Origin of the sequence: Salinicola sp. CR57, from assembly GCF_003206585.1 — a bacterium.
Lineage (GTDB): Bacteria > Pseudomonadota > Gammaproteobacteria > Pseudomonadales > Halomonadaceae > Salinicola > Salinicola lusitanus.
The window spans coordinates 112,330-127,148 of the sequence record NZ_PZJL01000004.1; the positions used below are offsets into that span (position 1 = coordinate 112,330).

Consider the following 14,819-nt stretch of genomic DNA (forward strand, 5'->3'; position numbering starts at 1 on the left):
TTTAGTATGAGCTCCACAACGTCACCCAGCCGACGCCGGGGTCATCACAGCGCCGCCGAAGTGGCTCGGATATCCGACATAACAACATCAATCACGAGGACAAGATCATGGGCAGTACCTTCCACGGCGTCATCGCCTTCGCGCTGATCGCCGCCCTGCTGGTCGCCGGCAGCCTGCTGCGCAGCCGCCTCCCGTGGCTAAGAGCGAGCCTGGTCCCGGGCAGTATCGTCGCCGGCATCCTCGGCTTTGTCTGCCTCTCCACGGGGCTGATCCCCGGCTACGGGCCTTCCGACTTTACCGCCCTGGCCTTCCACTTCTTCACCCTGAGCTTCATGTCGCTGTGTCTGACGGGCAGTCCCAAGCCGGCGGCGGGCGAAAAACGTCACGGCATCGTCGGCGGCGGGCTGTGGCTGACGCTGATCTGGACCGCCAGCCTCGGGGCGCAGGCCGTGATCGGTTACGGCGTGATGGCGGGCTACGATCTGATCACCGGCAGCGATCTCAGCCCGCTGCTCGGCGCCATCGTCACCCACGGGTTCACGCAGGGGCCAGGGCAGGCGCTGACCTACGGCACGATCTGGGAGAATGACTACGGGATCGCCAACGCCGCCCAGGTCGGCGTGATCTTCGCGTCGCTGGGCTTCGTGGCCGCCTTCGCCGTCGGCGTACCCGCCGCGCGCTACTTTCTCAAGCGCGGCCTCAACGCCAATCGTACCTCGACGCTCGACGACGACTTCATCCGCGGTTTCCACACCCCGCGGACCCAACCCTCCGCCGGCAAGCAGGTCTCGCACTCGGGCACCGTGGACTCGCTGGCCTGGCATCTCGGCCTGCTGGGCGTGGCCTACGTCGTCACCTACGCCTGGCTGACCATGATGCAGCCGCTGGTGGCGGGCAACCAGGTGCTCTCGGTCTTCTTCAGCTACAACCTGTTCTTCATCCACGGCCTGAGTGTGTGCGTATTGATGCGCATGGCGATCGATCGCTGCGGCTGGACGGACAAGGTCGATGACGACACGCTCAAGCGGATCACCAGCGGCTCGGTGGATTTCATGGTCGTCGCCACGTTGATGAGCATCCAGATCGCGGTGCTCTCCGCCCTGCTGATCCCGATCCTGCTGGTCGCGGTGGTCGTGACGCTGGTCACCTTCCTCGGCGCGATGGCGATCGGCAAGCTCAGTGGCCGGCTCGGACCGGAGCGTGCCGTCACCGCCTTTGGTTGCTGCTGCGGCTCGACCGGCACGGGCCTTTTGTTGCTGCGCATGCTGGACGCGGACTTCAGCACCTCGGTGCCCAAGGAGCTGGCGTTCTTCAACATTGCCATCATAGTGGTCAATATCCCGACGCTGTTCTTCGTTGCCCCCATCGCCCCGACGCTCGGCACCTGGAGCTATCTGGCGATCTTCGGCGGCTACCTGCTGCTGATGCTGATCTGCATCCCGCTGCTGCTGAAATGGCAGCGCCGCCGGGACGACCGGACACCTTCCGTTCAGGAGTCGACTCCCTCATGAAGCCTCGTATCTTCTCCGCCCGGCGCGTTCTGACCATGAATCCCTCGCTGCCGGAGGCTACCCACGTCGCGGTGCGAGACGGTCGGATTCTCGGCGTCGGCTCGCTGGAAACGCTGGCCGATCTGGGCGAGTGCGAGCTCGACGAGCGCTTCGCCGACAAGGTGATTCTGCCCGGCTTCGTCGAGGGCCACAGCCACGCCCTCGAAGGAGTGCTGTGGGAATACCCCTACGCGGGATTCTTCCCGCGCCAGGATCCCGCCGGCCACACCTGGCCGGGACTGACCGATATCGCCCGGCTCCAGCGACATCTCCGGGAACAGCTGGCCAAGCTCGACGACGCCACGCCGCTGATCGCCTGGGGCTTCGATCCCATCTACTTTCCGGATCGGCGCCTGGATCGCAACGACCTCGACGCCGTCGACGACCAACGGCCGATCGTCGTGATCCACGCCAATCTGCACATGATGACCGTCAACAGCGCCATGCTGCGTCTTTCCGGACTCGAGTCTCATGCCGATATCGAGGGCGTGGTCACCTTCGACGACGGCCGCCCCAACGGAGAGCTGCGCGAGATGGCGGCGATGTTCGCGATCTTCGACACGCTCGACCTGGATCTCTTCGATCGCGGCAGCGAAGCGGCGACGCTGGAACGCTACGCGCGCATCGGCCAGCGCCACGGGGTGACCACGCTGACCGACCTCTACAACCCGCTCAGCGAGACCGGCGTCGAGAGCATGCAGCGCACCTGCCGCCGGGACGACGTCCCGATGCGTCTGGCGCCGGCCATGAGCGCACTGACCTATACGCCGGACGACGGCATCGAACGGGTGCTGGGCTGTCGCGAAAAGAGCAGCGACAAGCTGCAGTTCGGCCTGGTCAAGCTGATGACCGATGGCTCCATCCAGGGCTATACCGCGAGGCTGATGTGGCCGGGTTATCACGACGGCTCGCCGAACGGGATGTGGAACGCCGAGCCGGAGCGACTGACCGAGATCGTCCACCGCTACCATCAGGCCGGGCTGCAACTGCATATCCATACCAACGGCGACGAGGCTGTCGAGCTGATGCTGGATGCCATCGAGTCGGCGCTGGAGCTCTGGCCCCGTGCCGATCACCGCCACACCCTGCAGCACTGCCAGATCATCAGCCACGCCCAGTTGAAGCGCGCGGCACGGCTCGGGGTGTGTCTCAACATGTTCGCCAACCACCTCTACTACTGGGGCGACATTCACCGCAGCCGCACGCTGGGGTTCGAACGCTGCCAGCGTCTCGAACCGCTGGCCTCGGCGGACCGCCTGGGTATCCCCATCGCCGCCCACTGCGATGCCCCGGTCACGCCGCTGGCGCCGCTGTTCACGGCGTGGTGCGCCGTCGCTCGCCAGACCGCCGACGGCGAGGTGCTGGGACCCAACGAGGCGCTGAGCGTGGACCGCGCCCTGCGCCTGATCACGCTGGATGCCGCCTACACTCTGAAGCTCGACGATCGCGTCGGCAGCCTGGAAGTGGGCAAGTTCGCCGACATGGCCGTGCTCGACGAGGACCCGCGCGACGTCCCGCTGGATCGGCTGGCATCGATCCGCGTGGCGGCCACGGTCGTCGGCGGTCACGTCTTCGACAATGTCTGAGCCGACCGCCGACCCGATACCGGTGACCCTGATCGCCGGCTATCTCGGCGCCGGCAAGACCACCTGGCTCAACGCTCACCTGCGGGACGGCGTGACGCCCGGAACCCTGGTCCTGGTCAACGATTTCGGCACCATCAACGTCGATGCCGAGCTGATCGACTACGCCGGAGAACGGCTGCTCAAGCTCAGCAGCGGCTGCCTGTGCTGCTCGCTGAGCGACGAGCTGGGAACCCAGCTCTCGCGCATCGGCCGCTGGCCGGAGCCGCCTGCCGCGCTGATCATCGAGACCAGTGGCGTGGCCCGGCCGCACCGGATCGCCGACATGATTCGGGTGGCCCGTCGCTTTCGCCTGGCGCGCACCGTGACCCTGGTCGATCTGGCAAGCCTTGGCCAGCGCCTCGCCGATGCGCGAATCGCGGACCTGGTGGCCGGCCAGATCCAGAGTGCCGATCTCCTCTGCACCAACCGCGGCGAGCGTCTCGACGCCGACGAGCGGCAATCGCGAACGGATCGACTCCGCGCCCTCAATCCCACGGCCCCCATCGCGTCCGGTCAATCTCTTCCAGCACGGGAGACGCCGAAACCTTCCTCCGCGCCCGATCGAGGTACCTCAGCCTCGACGTCGGATCGTCACCCGGCGTGGCAACACCGCCCCACCGGCATCAGGGTCCACGGCAACGAACCCGAGTGGCAACGTTTTGCGATCGACCTTCCAGCGTCGCTGTCGCGTTCGGCGTTGGAGGCCATCCTGGCCGATCATGCCGTCGGCCTGGCCCGGGCGAAGGGATTTCTCGAGGCCGACGGGCGCCACTACGTCTTCCAGTGGAGCGGCGGTCGCGCCGAGTGGACGCCAACAACGCCGCGGCCGGGCACAGGCACGCTCGTGGGCATCGGCTTCAGGGGTGAAACCTTCACGGCCTTGATCCAGGCCCTGAAAGCGCTCGACTGATGGGCTGACGACGACGCCAATCTGGCCAGACGACTGTCGCCAACTGGCTCTATAGCCACCGCCTCGGGATTCTTTAGGGTGGAACCACGGTACGCCGCCAGGGCGCCATGCCATGGCGTGTCCGGCCGATCAGCGACCGACACGGACCCGCGATCCATCAACTCCAACAACAATAGCGTTCAACAACAACATAGAGGGTGACCTACATGATGCGATTCTCCGCCCGCAAAACGGCTTCCAGTTCGCGCCTGTCCCGGATGGCCGCGAAAGCCATGGCCGGCACGCTGTTGGCCGTGTCACTGTCGAGCCTGTCGCTGACGGCACTTGCCGCCGACCTCCCGGAGATCGAAAGCCGCGGCAGCCTGAGTGTCGCGACCGAGGACAACTACGCGCCCTTCAACTATATCGAAAACGGCGACCCCGTCGGCTTCAATGCCGACATGCTGGAAGAACTGCGCCAATACGCGGACTTCGACGTCGATCAGGACATCCTGCCCTGGACCGGCCTGCTCGCGGCCGTCTCCACCGGCCAGTACGACATGGCGCTGACCGGCGCCTCCGTCTCCGACGAGCGCCTGCGCGTCTTCAACTACACGGCGCCCTATGCCTCGGCGCAGCACTTCGCGATCACCCGAGCCGGCGATGACAGCATCCAGAGCGTCGCGGACCTGAGCGGCAAGAAGCTGGGCGTGCAGGCCGGCAGCGTGCTGCTGTCCCGCCTGCCCGAACTCGAGAAGATGCTCAGGGAGAGTGGTGGCGAGCTGGGCGAGGTGGTGCAGTACGAATCCTACCCGGAGGCCTTCGCCGATCTGGCCAACGGCCGTCTCGACTTCGTCATCGACTCCGCCGTACCGGTCAATACGCTGGTGGCGTCCAAGCCGGATGTCTTCGCCAAGGGGCCAGCGGTGTCCGGTCCCGGATACGTCTCCTGGCCGATGCCGAAGTCGAGCCCGGAGCTGCTCGAGTACATGGATGGTTTCCTCGACCATATGCGTGACACCGGCCGTCTGGCCGAGCTGCAGGAGAAATGGTTCGGCGAGAGCTTCCCCGACCTGCCCACCGAGCCGCTGACCAGCGTCGACCAGTTCCACGAGCTGCAATTCAGCAACATGAAGTAAGCCATCGGCTCGTTGCGCCATCGCCAACGAACCACCGACATGACGCTGCGGCGGCCCCGCGGCGTCATTGGCTTCGAAGTCTCGTGGAGGATGCCTCATGAACGCCAGTGCCTGGCAAATGCTGCTGGACGGTGCCTGGACGACGATCTTGATCTCCGGCGTCTCCATCGCCATGGGCGTGATCGCAGGACTGCTCATCGCGCTGATCCGGATAGCCAAGATCCCCGTGGTCGACCAGATCCTGGTGCTCTACATCAGCCTGGCGCGGGCCACACCGCTGGTCACGCTGGCGCTGTTCATCTTTCTGAGCGCACCGACCTTCGGTCTCAACCTCAATCGCAACGTCGCCGGCATTCTCGCCCTGACGCTCAACACCACCGCGTTCAACGCCGAGATCTGGCGCAGCGCGTTCCGCAACTTCTCCCGGGAACAGCGCGAAGCGGCCATGGCCACCGGCATGACGCCCTGGATCACCTTTCGTCGCATCATGCTGCCCCAGATGATGATCACGAGTCTCCCTGGGCTGATCAACGAAATGTCGTTTCTGATCAAGGGCAGCCCGGCGATCGCGGTGATCGGTATCGTCGACCTGACCCGCGTGACCAACCGCATTTCCGCGGTGACCTATGAACCTCTCCCTCCCATCCTGGTGGCCTGCGCGCTCTACATGGCGATCATCGGCTGCCTGGTCTGGCTGCAGCGTATCGCCGAGCGCCGTGCCAATCGGCTGGCCATGTGACCGGACAACGCCAAGGAGCGATCATGAGCAACTGGGAAATTCTGTGGGGCGCGCGGGAGCAGTTCTGGTCCGGTTTCGCCAGCACGATGGAGATCTTCGGCCTGTCGATCAGCGCCGCGTTCGCGATCGGCTGCAGCATGCTCTATCTACTGGAGGGCAGTCGGCCCCGGCTCACCGTGCCGGTCCGGGTATTCATCGACGCCATGCGCATGCTGCCGTTCCTCATCCTGGTCTATCTGCTCTACTACGGCCTGCCGGCGTTCGATATCCGGCTGGACGCCTGGTGGTCCGGCGTCGGCGCGCTGGCGGTCTACCACGGCTGCTATTTTGCCGAGATATTTCGCGGCGCACGGCTGACCTTCCCGACCGGCCAGGTCGAAGCCGCCAAGGCCCACGGTTTCACCAAGGGCAAGATGTTCTTCCGCCTGATCCTGCCGCAGATCGTGATGCAGACCCGGCCGCTGCTCGGCAACCAGTTGATCTATGCGCTCAAGGACACCGCCTTTCTGGTGATCATCACCGTCCAGGAACTCACCGCCGCGGCCAACAGCCTGTCGGGAACCTATTTCATTCCCACCGAGGCCTTCATCGTGGTCATCGGCTTCTACTGGGCGGTCAGCGTGGTCATGGAAATCATCATCAAACAGTGTGGCCGCTTCAGCGCCAAACGGGGATTCGACCATGTTTGAGAAAAGCACGCCGGAACCTGCCAGGTCCAGAAAACCCACGCCCGAACAGAGCGCGCCCGACGACACAGCTCGCAGCGACCGGATCGCGGTCTCGATTCGCCATCTCTCGAAGAGCTTCGATGGCGTCGAGGTCCTGCGTGACGTGGACCTGGAGGTGCGCGAGGGCGACGTGGTGACGATCCTGGGCTCCTCCGGCTCCGGCAAATCGACGCTGTTGCGCTGCATCAACTGGCTGGAGCGCCCCGACAGCGGCAGCATCCATATCGGCGGCCAGCGCATCGGCGTCAACGACGCCGGCCGGCCGATGCCGGTGCGCGAGCTGGCCAAGGTTCGCGCCCGCACCGGCATGGTGTTCCAGGGTTTCAACCTGTGGCCGCATCTCAACGTGCTGCACAACGTCACCGAAGCGCCGATCCACGTGCTCGGCAAGTCGAAAGCCGAGGCCGAGGCGCTCGCCCGCGACCTGCTGGAGAAGGTCGGCATGTCGCCCAAGGCCGATGCCTATCCCAGCACCCTCTCGGGCGGGCAGAAACAGCGCGTGGCGATCGCTCGCGCCCTGGCGATGCAGCCGGAGGTGATGCTGTTCGACGAGCCGACGTCGGCGCTTGACCCGGAGCTGGTCGGCGAAGTGCTGGCGGTGATCAAGGATCTCTCCGCCGAGGGCTACACCATGGTCATCGTCACCCACGAGATGGCCTTCGCCCGCGCCGTGTCCGATCAGGTGGTGTTCCTCGAGAAGGGTCTGATCATCGAGCAGGCCGACCCGGAGACCTTTTTCACCAACGCCAGTACCGAGCGGGTGCGGCAGTTCCTGGAGCGCAACGAGGGTTGAATCCAGGCCGCGAAAGCGACTCGACAGCCGACGGCGAAAGTGCCAACAATGCGACAACGCCATCATTTCGAGGGAGCTGCCATGTCGATAACGGTTACGGTCTTGGACGACTATCAGGGATGCTGTGCCTTTCTCGACGCCGCCCACGAACTCGACGGCAGCGATGTGCGCCTGGACATCGAACACCGGCATCTCGACGCCGAGACGCTGCCCGCCCGCCTGGCCGCTAGCGACGCCATCATCCTGATCCGCGAGCGCACTTCGCTGACCCGCGAACTGCTGGAACAGCTGCCCAACCTGAAGCTGGTGGTCCAGACCGGGCGACTCTCCTCGGCCATCGACGTGGCCGCCTGCGAAACGCTGGGCATCGCCGTTCGCGACGGCGGCGGCTCACCGATCGCGCCGGCGGAACTCACCTGGCTGCTGATCATGGCCGGCTGTCGACGCCTGGGCGGCTATCTCGCCCGCCAGGCCGAAGGCGACTGGCAGCGCACCAACGAGCGCCTGGAGGCGGAGTCGCTGGGCCACGCCGTCCATGGGCGTACGCTGGGCATCTGGGGCCTGGGCAAGATCGGCAGCCGGGTCGCCGGTTACGCCCAGGCGTTCGGCATGCACGTTGTCGGCCACGGTCGCGAAAGCAGCGCCGGGCGCGCCTTCGAGCTGGGCGTCGAATTCGAGCCCGATCGACACGCCTTCCTCGCCCGCTGCGACGTGATCACCCTGCACCTCAAGCTCAACGGCGACACGCGCGGCATGATCACGCCGGCGGACCTCGCCGCGATGCGCGCCGACGCCCTGCTGGTCAACACCAGCCGCGCCGAGCTGATCCGGCCGGGGGCGCTGCTCGACGCACTGGACGCCGGCCGCCCCGGCGCCGCCGCGCTGGATGTCTACGAGAACGAACCCGACGGTGCCACCGCCTATCAGGCCCACCCCCGCGTGCTGGCCACACCGCACATCGGCTTCGTCGAGAAGGACACCTACGAACTCTATTTCTCGACCGCGTTTAGCCAGGTCCGGGAATTCTTTTCACCCTGATCGGGCAAGTCAAAACCGATGGCCCAGAAACGACTCTCCCGGCCGCAGCCGGGAGAGTCGTGATCGAGTCGGATGCCTGACCGACCGGGTCGAACGCAGCGGCGTCGATGTCACCGCCCGAACAGGTGCTTGCGCGCCTCGTCGGTCATCTCGACATTGTTGGCGGGATTGATCTCCTCCGCCTTGGCGTAGGCGCGTCTCACCGCATCGCGTTCGCCGACCTGCTCGAACCAGCGCTGCAGGCTCGGGTAGTCCTCCATGTCCTGGCCCTGCTTCTCGAACGGCTTGATCCACGGCCAGATCGCCATGTCGGCGATGGAGTAGTCGTCGCCGGCCACGTAGTCGTTGGCATCGAGCTGCTTGTCGAGCACCCGGTAGAGTCGCGACGTCTCGTTCATGTAGCGCTCGACGGCGTAGTCGATCTTCTTCGGCGCATAGTGGCGGAAATGATGGTTCTGCCCCGCCATCGGCCCCAGCCCGCCCATCTGCCAGTGGAGCCACTGCAGCACGCGATAGCGTTGGCGTCCGCTCTTGGGCAGAAACTTGCCACTCTTGTCGGCCAGATACTCGAGGATCGCGCCGGATTCGAACAGCGACAGCGGCTGCCCGCCGTCGGCCGGGGCGCGATCGACGATCGCGGGGATGCGGTTGTTGGGGGCGATCTCGAGAAATTCGGGCGTGAACTGCTCGCCCTTGCCGATATTGACCGGATGGATACGGTAGTCGAGCCCCGCTTCCTCGAGGAACAGCGTGATCTTGTGACCGTTGGGGGTCGTCCAGTAATAGAGATCGATCATCACAGGCTCCTGTCGTGACGCCCGGCGATAAGCCGGATGCTGTCAGGATAGGCTTTGCGAGGGGCGGCGTCTCGCGCGACGTCGCCTCCGGCGGTTCAAAAGCGCCTGCTCTATCGATCAACGCTCTCGATCAATTGGCATAGGCGCCATCGACATCGACGATCCGCGTGGCGTTGCGGCCCACGCCATCATGGAGATCCAGCATGCGCTGGAACCAGGCATAGACGGGATCGGCGTTGGAGACCAGATCGGCGGCGGAGGTCACCCTCGCCCACATGAACGCGCCCACCACCAGATAGTCCGCGGCGCCGGCCTCGTCGCCGTCCAGGAACGGCGATTCATCCAGTCGCCCGCGCATCGGCTCCAGCGCACGGTCGAGCATCGACAGCCCCTGGCTCGGCGAATGCATCTCCTCCAGGGTGCGACCGAACACCTTCTCGCGCGAGGTGCGGAAATAGTCGCGGTCGTCCGGGTGAATGGCGTTGAAGACATCCATCAGGATCGTGCGCATGACGCCCGGCGCCAGCGAACGCTCGGCGTAGAACTTGAAGAACCGCGCCCGGGCTTCGGCCGTGGCATCGCCCAGTAGCGGCTTTTCCGGGTAGGCACGGTCGAGATAGCGGAAGATTTCATAGCTGTCGACGACCGTCTGGTCACCGTCGACGAAGACCGGCACCTTCGTCTGGTCCGAGAAGGCGATCGCCTCCTTGTCGGTGAACTTCCACGGCACGAATTCGCAATCGAGCCCTTTATGCGCCAGCGCATACCTGACCCGCCAGCAGTAGGGCGAGAATCGCAGTCGCTCGTCGCGCCCGCACAGATCGAACATTTTACGGCTCATGCCACACTCCTCGTTGGATACGGCTATCACGGCTCCAGTGCTCGCAGCATGTCCAAGGGAGGGGAAACCGTCAAACCCTGAACATGTACTCGCACGGTCCAGATTGCCTCGGCGCGAATCGGAAATCGTTGCCATACTGTTACGGATAGCAGTCATACCGTGAGCCTGCGAGTCACCTTTTCCAGCAGGAGCACGGCGGGTTTACCACCTCAGATCGATCACGAAGGAGTGGATCATGGTACGCCGACTCAAGGACGACGAACTGCACGGTAGCCAGGGCAAACACGATGCACCCGGCGGCGGCTGGCAGTCGATCCAGGCCACCGAGGCGCATTTCCTGCGCGAGAAGGTGCCGTTCAAGGGCAACGGCCTGATGTTCAAGATCAACCACCCCGATGGCGGGTTCGAGTGCCCGAGCTGTGCCTGGCCCAACCCAGCCAAGCCCGGCCCGGCCGAGTTCTGCGAAAACGGCGCCAAGGCGGTCGCCTGGGAAGCCACGGCGGCGCGGACCACGCCGGAGTTCTTCGCCAGCCACACCGTTGCCGAGCTGCTCGGCTGGTCGGATCATGCCCTCGAGAAGCAGGGCCGCCTGACCCATCCGATGCGCTACAACCCGGCCACCGACAAGTACGATCCGATCGACTGGACGACGGCGTTCCGTGAGATCGGCGAGCGGGTGAAATCCTATGATCCGAAACGGGTCGAGCTCTACACCTCGGGACGCACCTCCAACGAAGCGGCATTCCTGTGGCAGCTCTACGGCCGGATGCTGGGCACCCACAACTTCCCCGACTGCTCCAACATGTGCCACGAGACCACCACCGTGGCCCTGCCCCAGAGCATCGGCGTGGGCAAGGCGACCACGGTGCTGGAGGATTTCGAACACGCCGACTGCATCTTCCTGTTCGGCCAGAACGCCGGCACCAACAGCCCGCGGATGATGGGCCTGCTGCACGAGGCGCGCCTTCGCGGCGCCGAGGTGATCACCTTCAACCCGCTGCGCGAGCGGGCGCTGGTCAAGTTCGCCAATCCGCAGACGCCCCGGGACATGCTGACCAACCACGGCGTGCCGATCAGCTCGCAGTATCATCAGGTCCGCATCGGTGGCGATATCGCCGCGATCCAGGGCATCTGCAAGCGCATCCTCGAGGTCGACGACGAGGCCCGCGACAGCGGCGGCGAGCGCGTCATCGACCACGACTTCATCGCGATGCACACCGACGGCTTCGAGGCGTTTGCCACTCACTGTCGCAACCTGCCATGGGAGCGAATCGAGCGCCACAGCGGTCTCGAACGGGCGGCGATCGGGCAGGCCGCCGAAGCGTGGATCCGTGCCGAGCGCGTGATCTGCTGCTGGGGGATGGGCATCACCCAGCACATCCGTGGCGGCGACAACATCCACCAGATTCTCAACCTGCTGCTGATGGGCGGTCACATTGGCCGTCGCGGTGCCGGCGCCTGTCCGGTGCGCGGCCACTCCAACGTCCAGGGCGATCGCACCGTGGGGATCTTCCACAAGTCCGGCGAGGCGTTCCTGTCGAAGATGGACGAGGTGTTCGGCATCCAATGCCTGCGCGAGCACGGCCACGACGTGGCGCTCTGCTGCGAGGCGATCCTGCGCGACGAGGTGGATGCCTTCCTCGGCATGGGTGGCAACTTCTTCCGCGCCATCGCCGACCAGGCTCGCATCGCCCCCCACGTCGAGAAGATCCCGCTGACGGCGCAGATCGCCACCAAGCTCAACCGCAGCCACCTGATTCACGGCAAGGCGGCCTACCTGCTGCCGGCGCTGGCAAGAACCGAGAAGGACGTCCAGGCCGGCGTCGAGCAGACCATCACCATCGAGGACGGCATGTGCAACGTGCAGGGCTCCAAGGGCGCGCTCGAGCCGGCGTCAGAGCACCTGCGCTCCGAAATCGCCATCGTTGCCGGCCTCGGCAAGGCGACGTTCGCCCCCAACCCCAAGGTCGACTGGGAGTGGCTCGCCGAGGATTACGCCCGCATCCGGGACAAGATCGAAGCGACCCAGCCGGAGACGTTTTACGCTTTCAATCAGCGACTGAACGACCAGGGCGTATTCCATCTCGATATCGCCGCCCGCGATCGTATCTGGAACACCGACTCCGGCAAGGCCCACTTCCTGTTCCCCGCCGACCATATCACCGAGGATGCCTCCGAGCCGGGAGACGCCCATTTCCAGCTGCTCTCGATCCGCGGCCACGATCAGTTCAACACCACCGTCTACTCCTACAACGACCGCTACCGGGACATCTACGGCACCCGCATGGTGCTGATGATGAATCCCGCCGACATCGAGAAGCACGGTTTCGAGGCCGGCAACAAGGTCACCCTGAAAACGGTGAGCGACGATGGCATCGAGCGTCAGGTCTCGGGCTTCAAGATCATCGCCTACGATCTGCCGGAGAACTGCCTTGGTGCCTACTATCCGGAAGTCAACGACCTGATCCCCGTCGGCAATCGGGACAGGCAGAGCAATACCATCGCCGGCAAGTCGATCCCGGTGACGCTGTCGTTGATGAGCACGGAGGCGGTGGAAGCGGAAACCGGCATGCTCGCCACCGGCTGATGCCGCCCCCTCACCCGGCTCCCCCTCCAGCACCGTCGCCGCCTGCCCTCCGGTAGGCGGCGATGTCCATTAGTCGCAACGTCGCCCCCGTAAACGCTCGATGTCGTCTCTCCAGTCGACCTGAAAAGGCTTCACACTCAGCCACTTGGCCAACACCGGCACCACCTGACGGTCATTGGTAATACCATTTTCCCATGATTGGCAGCCCCTCCGTCTGTGGTTATCTTCCGAGTCAATCGCCGCGACCGGCCTGCGGAGTGAAATGACCGGTGCCGTCGCCACCCGGCGACGAACTTCCTGGCGACGAACGAAGCCGATAATAACGACTCAGGGGCTCTCGATATGGATCACACGCTTCTCTCTCTGTTTGCCTTCCTGCCGCTGGTGCTGGCAGGCGTCCTGCTGATCGGGTTCCGGATGGCGGCACGAACGGCGATGCCGATCGTGTTCGTCGTCGCGGTACTGATCGCGCTGCTGGTCTGGGACATGACCGCGACCCGCGTGCTGGCCTCCACGCTGCAGGGCCTGATCATGACCGTCTCGCTGCTGTGGATCATCTTCGGGGCCATTCTGCTGCTCAACACGCTGAAGCACTCGGGCGGCATCATGGCGATTCGCAACGGCTTCTCCGGCATCAGCCCGGATCGCCGCGTGCAGGCGCTGATCGTCGCCTGGCTGTTCGGCTGCTTCATCGAGGGCGCCTCGGGCTTCGGCACGCCGGCCGCCGTGGCCGCGCCGCTGATGGTGGCGCTGGGCTTCCCCGCCCTGGCCGCCGTGGTCGTCGGCATGATGCTGCAGTCGACGCCGGTGTCGTTCGGCGCCGTGGGCACGCCGATCGTGGTCGGCGTCACCGGCGGCGTGAACCAGTCGGCGATCACCGAACAGCTCACCGCCAACGGCTCGACCTGGGAGACCTATTTCCGCCTTATCACCTCCGAGGTGGTCATCACTCACGGCATCATCGGCGTGTTCATGCCGCTGATCCTGGTCGTCGTGATGGTGCGCTTCTTCGGCGAAAATCGCTCCTGGACCGAGGGGCTGTCGATCACGCCGTTCGCGCTGTTCGTCGGCGTCTGTTTCGTGGTGCCGTCGATGCTGGTCGGCGTCCTGCTGGGCCCGGAGTTTCCGTCGCTGCTGGGCGGCCTGATCGGCCTGGCGATCGTGGTGCCGGCCGCGCGCAAGGGCTTCCTGCTGCCGAAGGACACCTGGGATTTCCCGGAGCGCTCGAAGTGGCCCGCCGAGTGGCTGGGCACCATCGAGATCAAGGTCGACGACGTCGCCGGTCGCGCGCCGATGTCGACGCTGCGAGGCTGGCTGCCCTACGTCATCGTCGCCATTCTGCTGGTGATCTCGCGCACCATTCCTTCGGTCAAGGCAGGCCTCTCCTCGATCAGTACCGGCTGGAGCAACATCCTCGGCGAGCAGGGCATCTCCGGTAGCGTCGAATGGCTCTACCTCCCCGGCGGCATCATCCTGATCGCGGTGATCTGCACGATCTTCCTGCATCGGATGCGCGGACCACAGGTCACGGCGGCCTTCGCCGAGTCCTCCAAGACCATCTTCGGTGCCGGCTTCGTGCTGCTGTTCACCATCCCGATGGTGCGAATCCTGATCAACTCCGGCGTCAACGAGGCCGACCTGGTCTCGATGCCGGTCGCCATGGCGCAACTGGTGGCCGATGGCGTCGGTCAGATCTACCCGCTGTTCGCCCCGGCGGTCGGCGCACTGGGCGCCTTCATTGCCGGCTCCAACACCGTCTCCAACCTGATGCTGGCGGCGTTCCAGTTCAACGTTGCCGAGGTGCTCGGCGTCTCCACCGCGATGATGGTCTCGCTACAGGCCGTGGGGGCCGCCGCCGGCAACATGATCGCGATCCACAACGTGGTGGCGGCCTCGGCTACCGTCGGCCTGCTCGGCCGCGAGGGCACCACGCTGCGCAAGACGATCCTGCCGACGCTCTACTACTGCCTGTTCGCTGGCATCATCGGGCTGCTGGCCTTCTACGTCTTCGGCTTCACCGACCCGCTCATGGGCGGTTGAATCCGTCCTCCCGGCTGCGGCCGGGAGGATCTCTCTGCTGGTCTTACCATTTT

General features: G+C 65.1%; 12 protein-coding genes. 10 read left to right on the forward strand and 2 right to left on the reverse strand.

The window, feature by feature from the left end; genetic code table 11:
* Positions 1-107 precede the first annotated feature (107 nt).
* From DOM56_RS05195 to DOM56_RS05230, 8 genes are all read left to right on the forward strand, one after another.
* Positions 108-1,511 carry a sodium/glutamate symporter gene (locus DOM56_RS05195; protein WP_110707830.1) on the forward strand — a complete coding sequence of 468 codons (1,404 nt, stop codon included), beginning with the start codon at positions 108-110 and terminating at the stop codon, positions 1,509-1,511.
* On the forward strand, positions 1,508-3,136 hold the full coding sequence (locus tag DOM56_RS05200) for an amidohydrolase (RefSeq protein WP_110707831.1): 1,629 nt from the start codon (positions 1,508-1,510) through the stop codon (positions 3,134-3,136). Before DOM56_RS05195 ends, DOM56_RS05200 begins: the two co-directional genes overlap by 4 nt.
* Positions 3,129-4,085, forward strand: a complete 957-nt coding sequence (locus DOM56_RS05205) for a CobW family GTP-binding protein (protein ID WP_110707832.1) — start codon at positions 3,129-3,131, stop codon at positions 4,083-4,085. The genes DOM56_RS05200 and DOM56_RS05205 overlap by 8 nt, the downstream gene beginning before the upstream one ends.
* Positions 4,086-4,291: 206 nt before the next feature.
* Complete coding sequence (locus tag DOM56_RS05210; RefSeq protein WP_232822185.1) at positions 4,292-5,203, forward strand: transporter substrate-binding domain-containing protein; 912 nt, start codon at positions 4,292-4,294, stop codon at positions 5,201-5,203.
* Between the two features lie 97 nt (positions 5,204-5,300).
* Entirely contained in the window at positions 5,301-5,942 is a 642-nt protein-coding gene (locus DOM56_RS05215; RefSeq protein WP_110707833.1) for an amino acid ABC transporter permease, read from the forward strand.
* Between the two features lie 23 nt (positions 5,943-5,965).
* The gene (locus DOM56_RS05220) at positions 5,966-6,631 is read left to right on the forward strand and encodes an amino acid ABC transporter permease (protein ID WP_110707834.1); all 666 of its coding nucleotides are present in this window, start codon (positions 5,966-5,968) and stop codon (positions 6,629-6,631) included.
* Entirely contained in the window at positions 6,624-7,463 is an 840-nt protein-coding gene (locus DOM56_RS05225) for an amino acid ABC transporter ATP-binding protein (RefSeq protein WP_110707835.1), read from the forward strand. Before DOM56_RS05220 ends, DOM56_RS05225 begins: the two co-directional genes overlap by 8 nt.
* 81 nt (positions 7,464-7,544) lie before the next feature.
* Positions 7,545-8,501, forward strand: a complete 957-nt coding sequence (locus DOM56_RS05230) for a D-2-hydroxyacid dehydrogenase family protein (protein ID WP_110707836.1) — start codon at positions 7,545-7,547, stop codon at positions 8,499-8,501.
* A 110-nt stretch (positions 8,502-8,611) separates the two neighbouring features.
* Here the strand turns inward: DOM56_RS05230 and DOM56_RS05235 are convergent, their stop codons facing one another.
* Positions 8,612-9,298, reverse strand: a complete 687-nt coding sequence (locus DOM56_RS05235; protein WP_110707837.1) for a glutathione binding-like protein — start codon at positions 9,296-9,298, stop codon at positions 8,612-8,614.
* A 130-nt stretch (positions 9,299-9,428) separates the two neighbouring features.
* Positions 9,429-10,139, reverse strand: a complete 711-nt coding sequence (locus DOM56_RS05240; RefSeq protein WP_110707838.1) for a glutathione S-transferase N-terminal domain-containing protein — start codon at positions 10,137-10,139, stop codon at positions 9,429-9,431.
* 235 nt (positions 10,140-10,374) lie between these two features.
* Between DOM56_RS05240 and DOM56_RS05245 the strand changes: the two genes are divergently transcribed.
* Together DOM56_RS05245 and DOM56_RS05250 are read left to right on the forward strand one after the other, a co-directional pair.
* On the forward strand, positions 10,375-12,726 hold the full coding sequence (locus DOM56_RS05245) for an FdhF/YdeP family oxidoreductase (protein WP_110707839.1): 2,352 nt from the start codon (positions 10,375-10,377) through the stop codon (positions 12,724-12,726).
* A gap of 342 nt (positions 12,727-13,068) precedes the next feature.
* A complete protein-coding gene (locus DOM56_RS05250) occupies positions 13,069-14,766 on the forward strand; it encodes an L-lactate permease (RefSeq protein WP_110707840.1) in 1,698 nt (565 codons plus the stop codon).
* Positions 14,767-14,819: the final 53 nt, after the last annotated feature.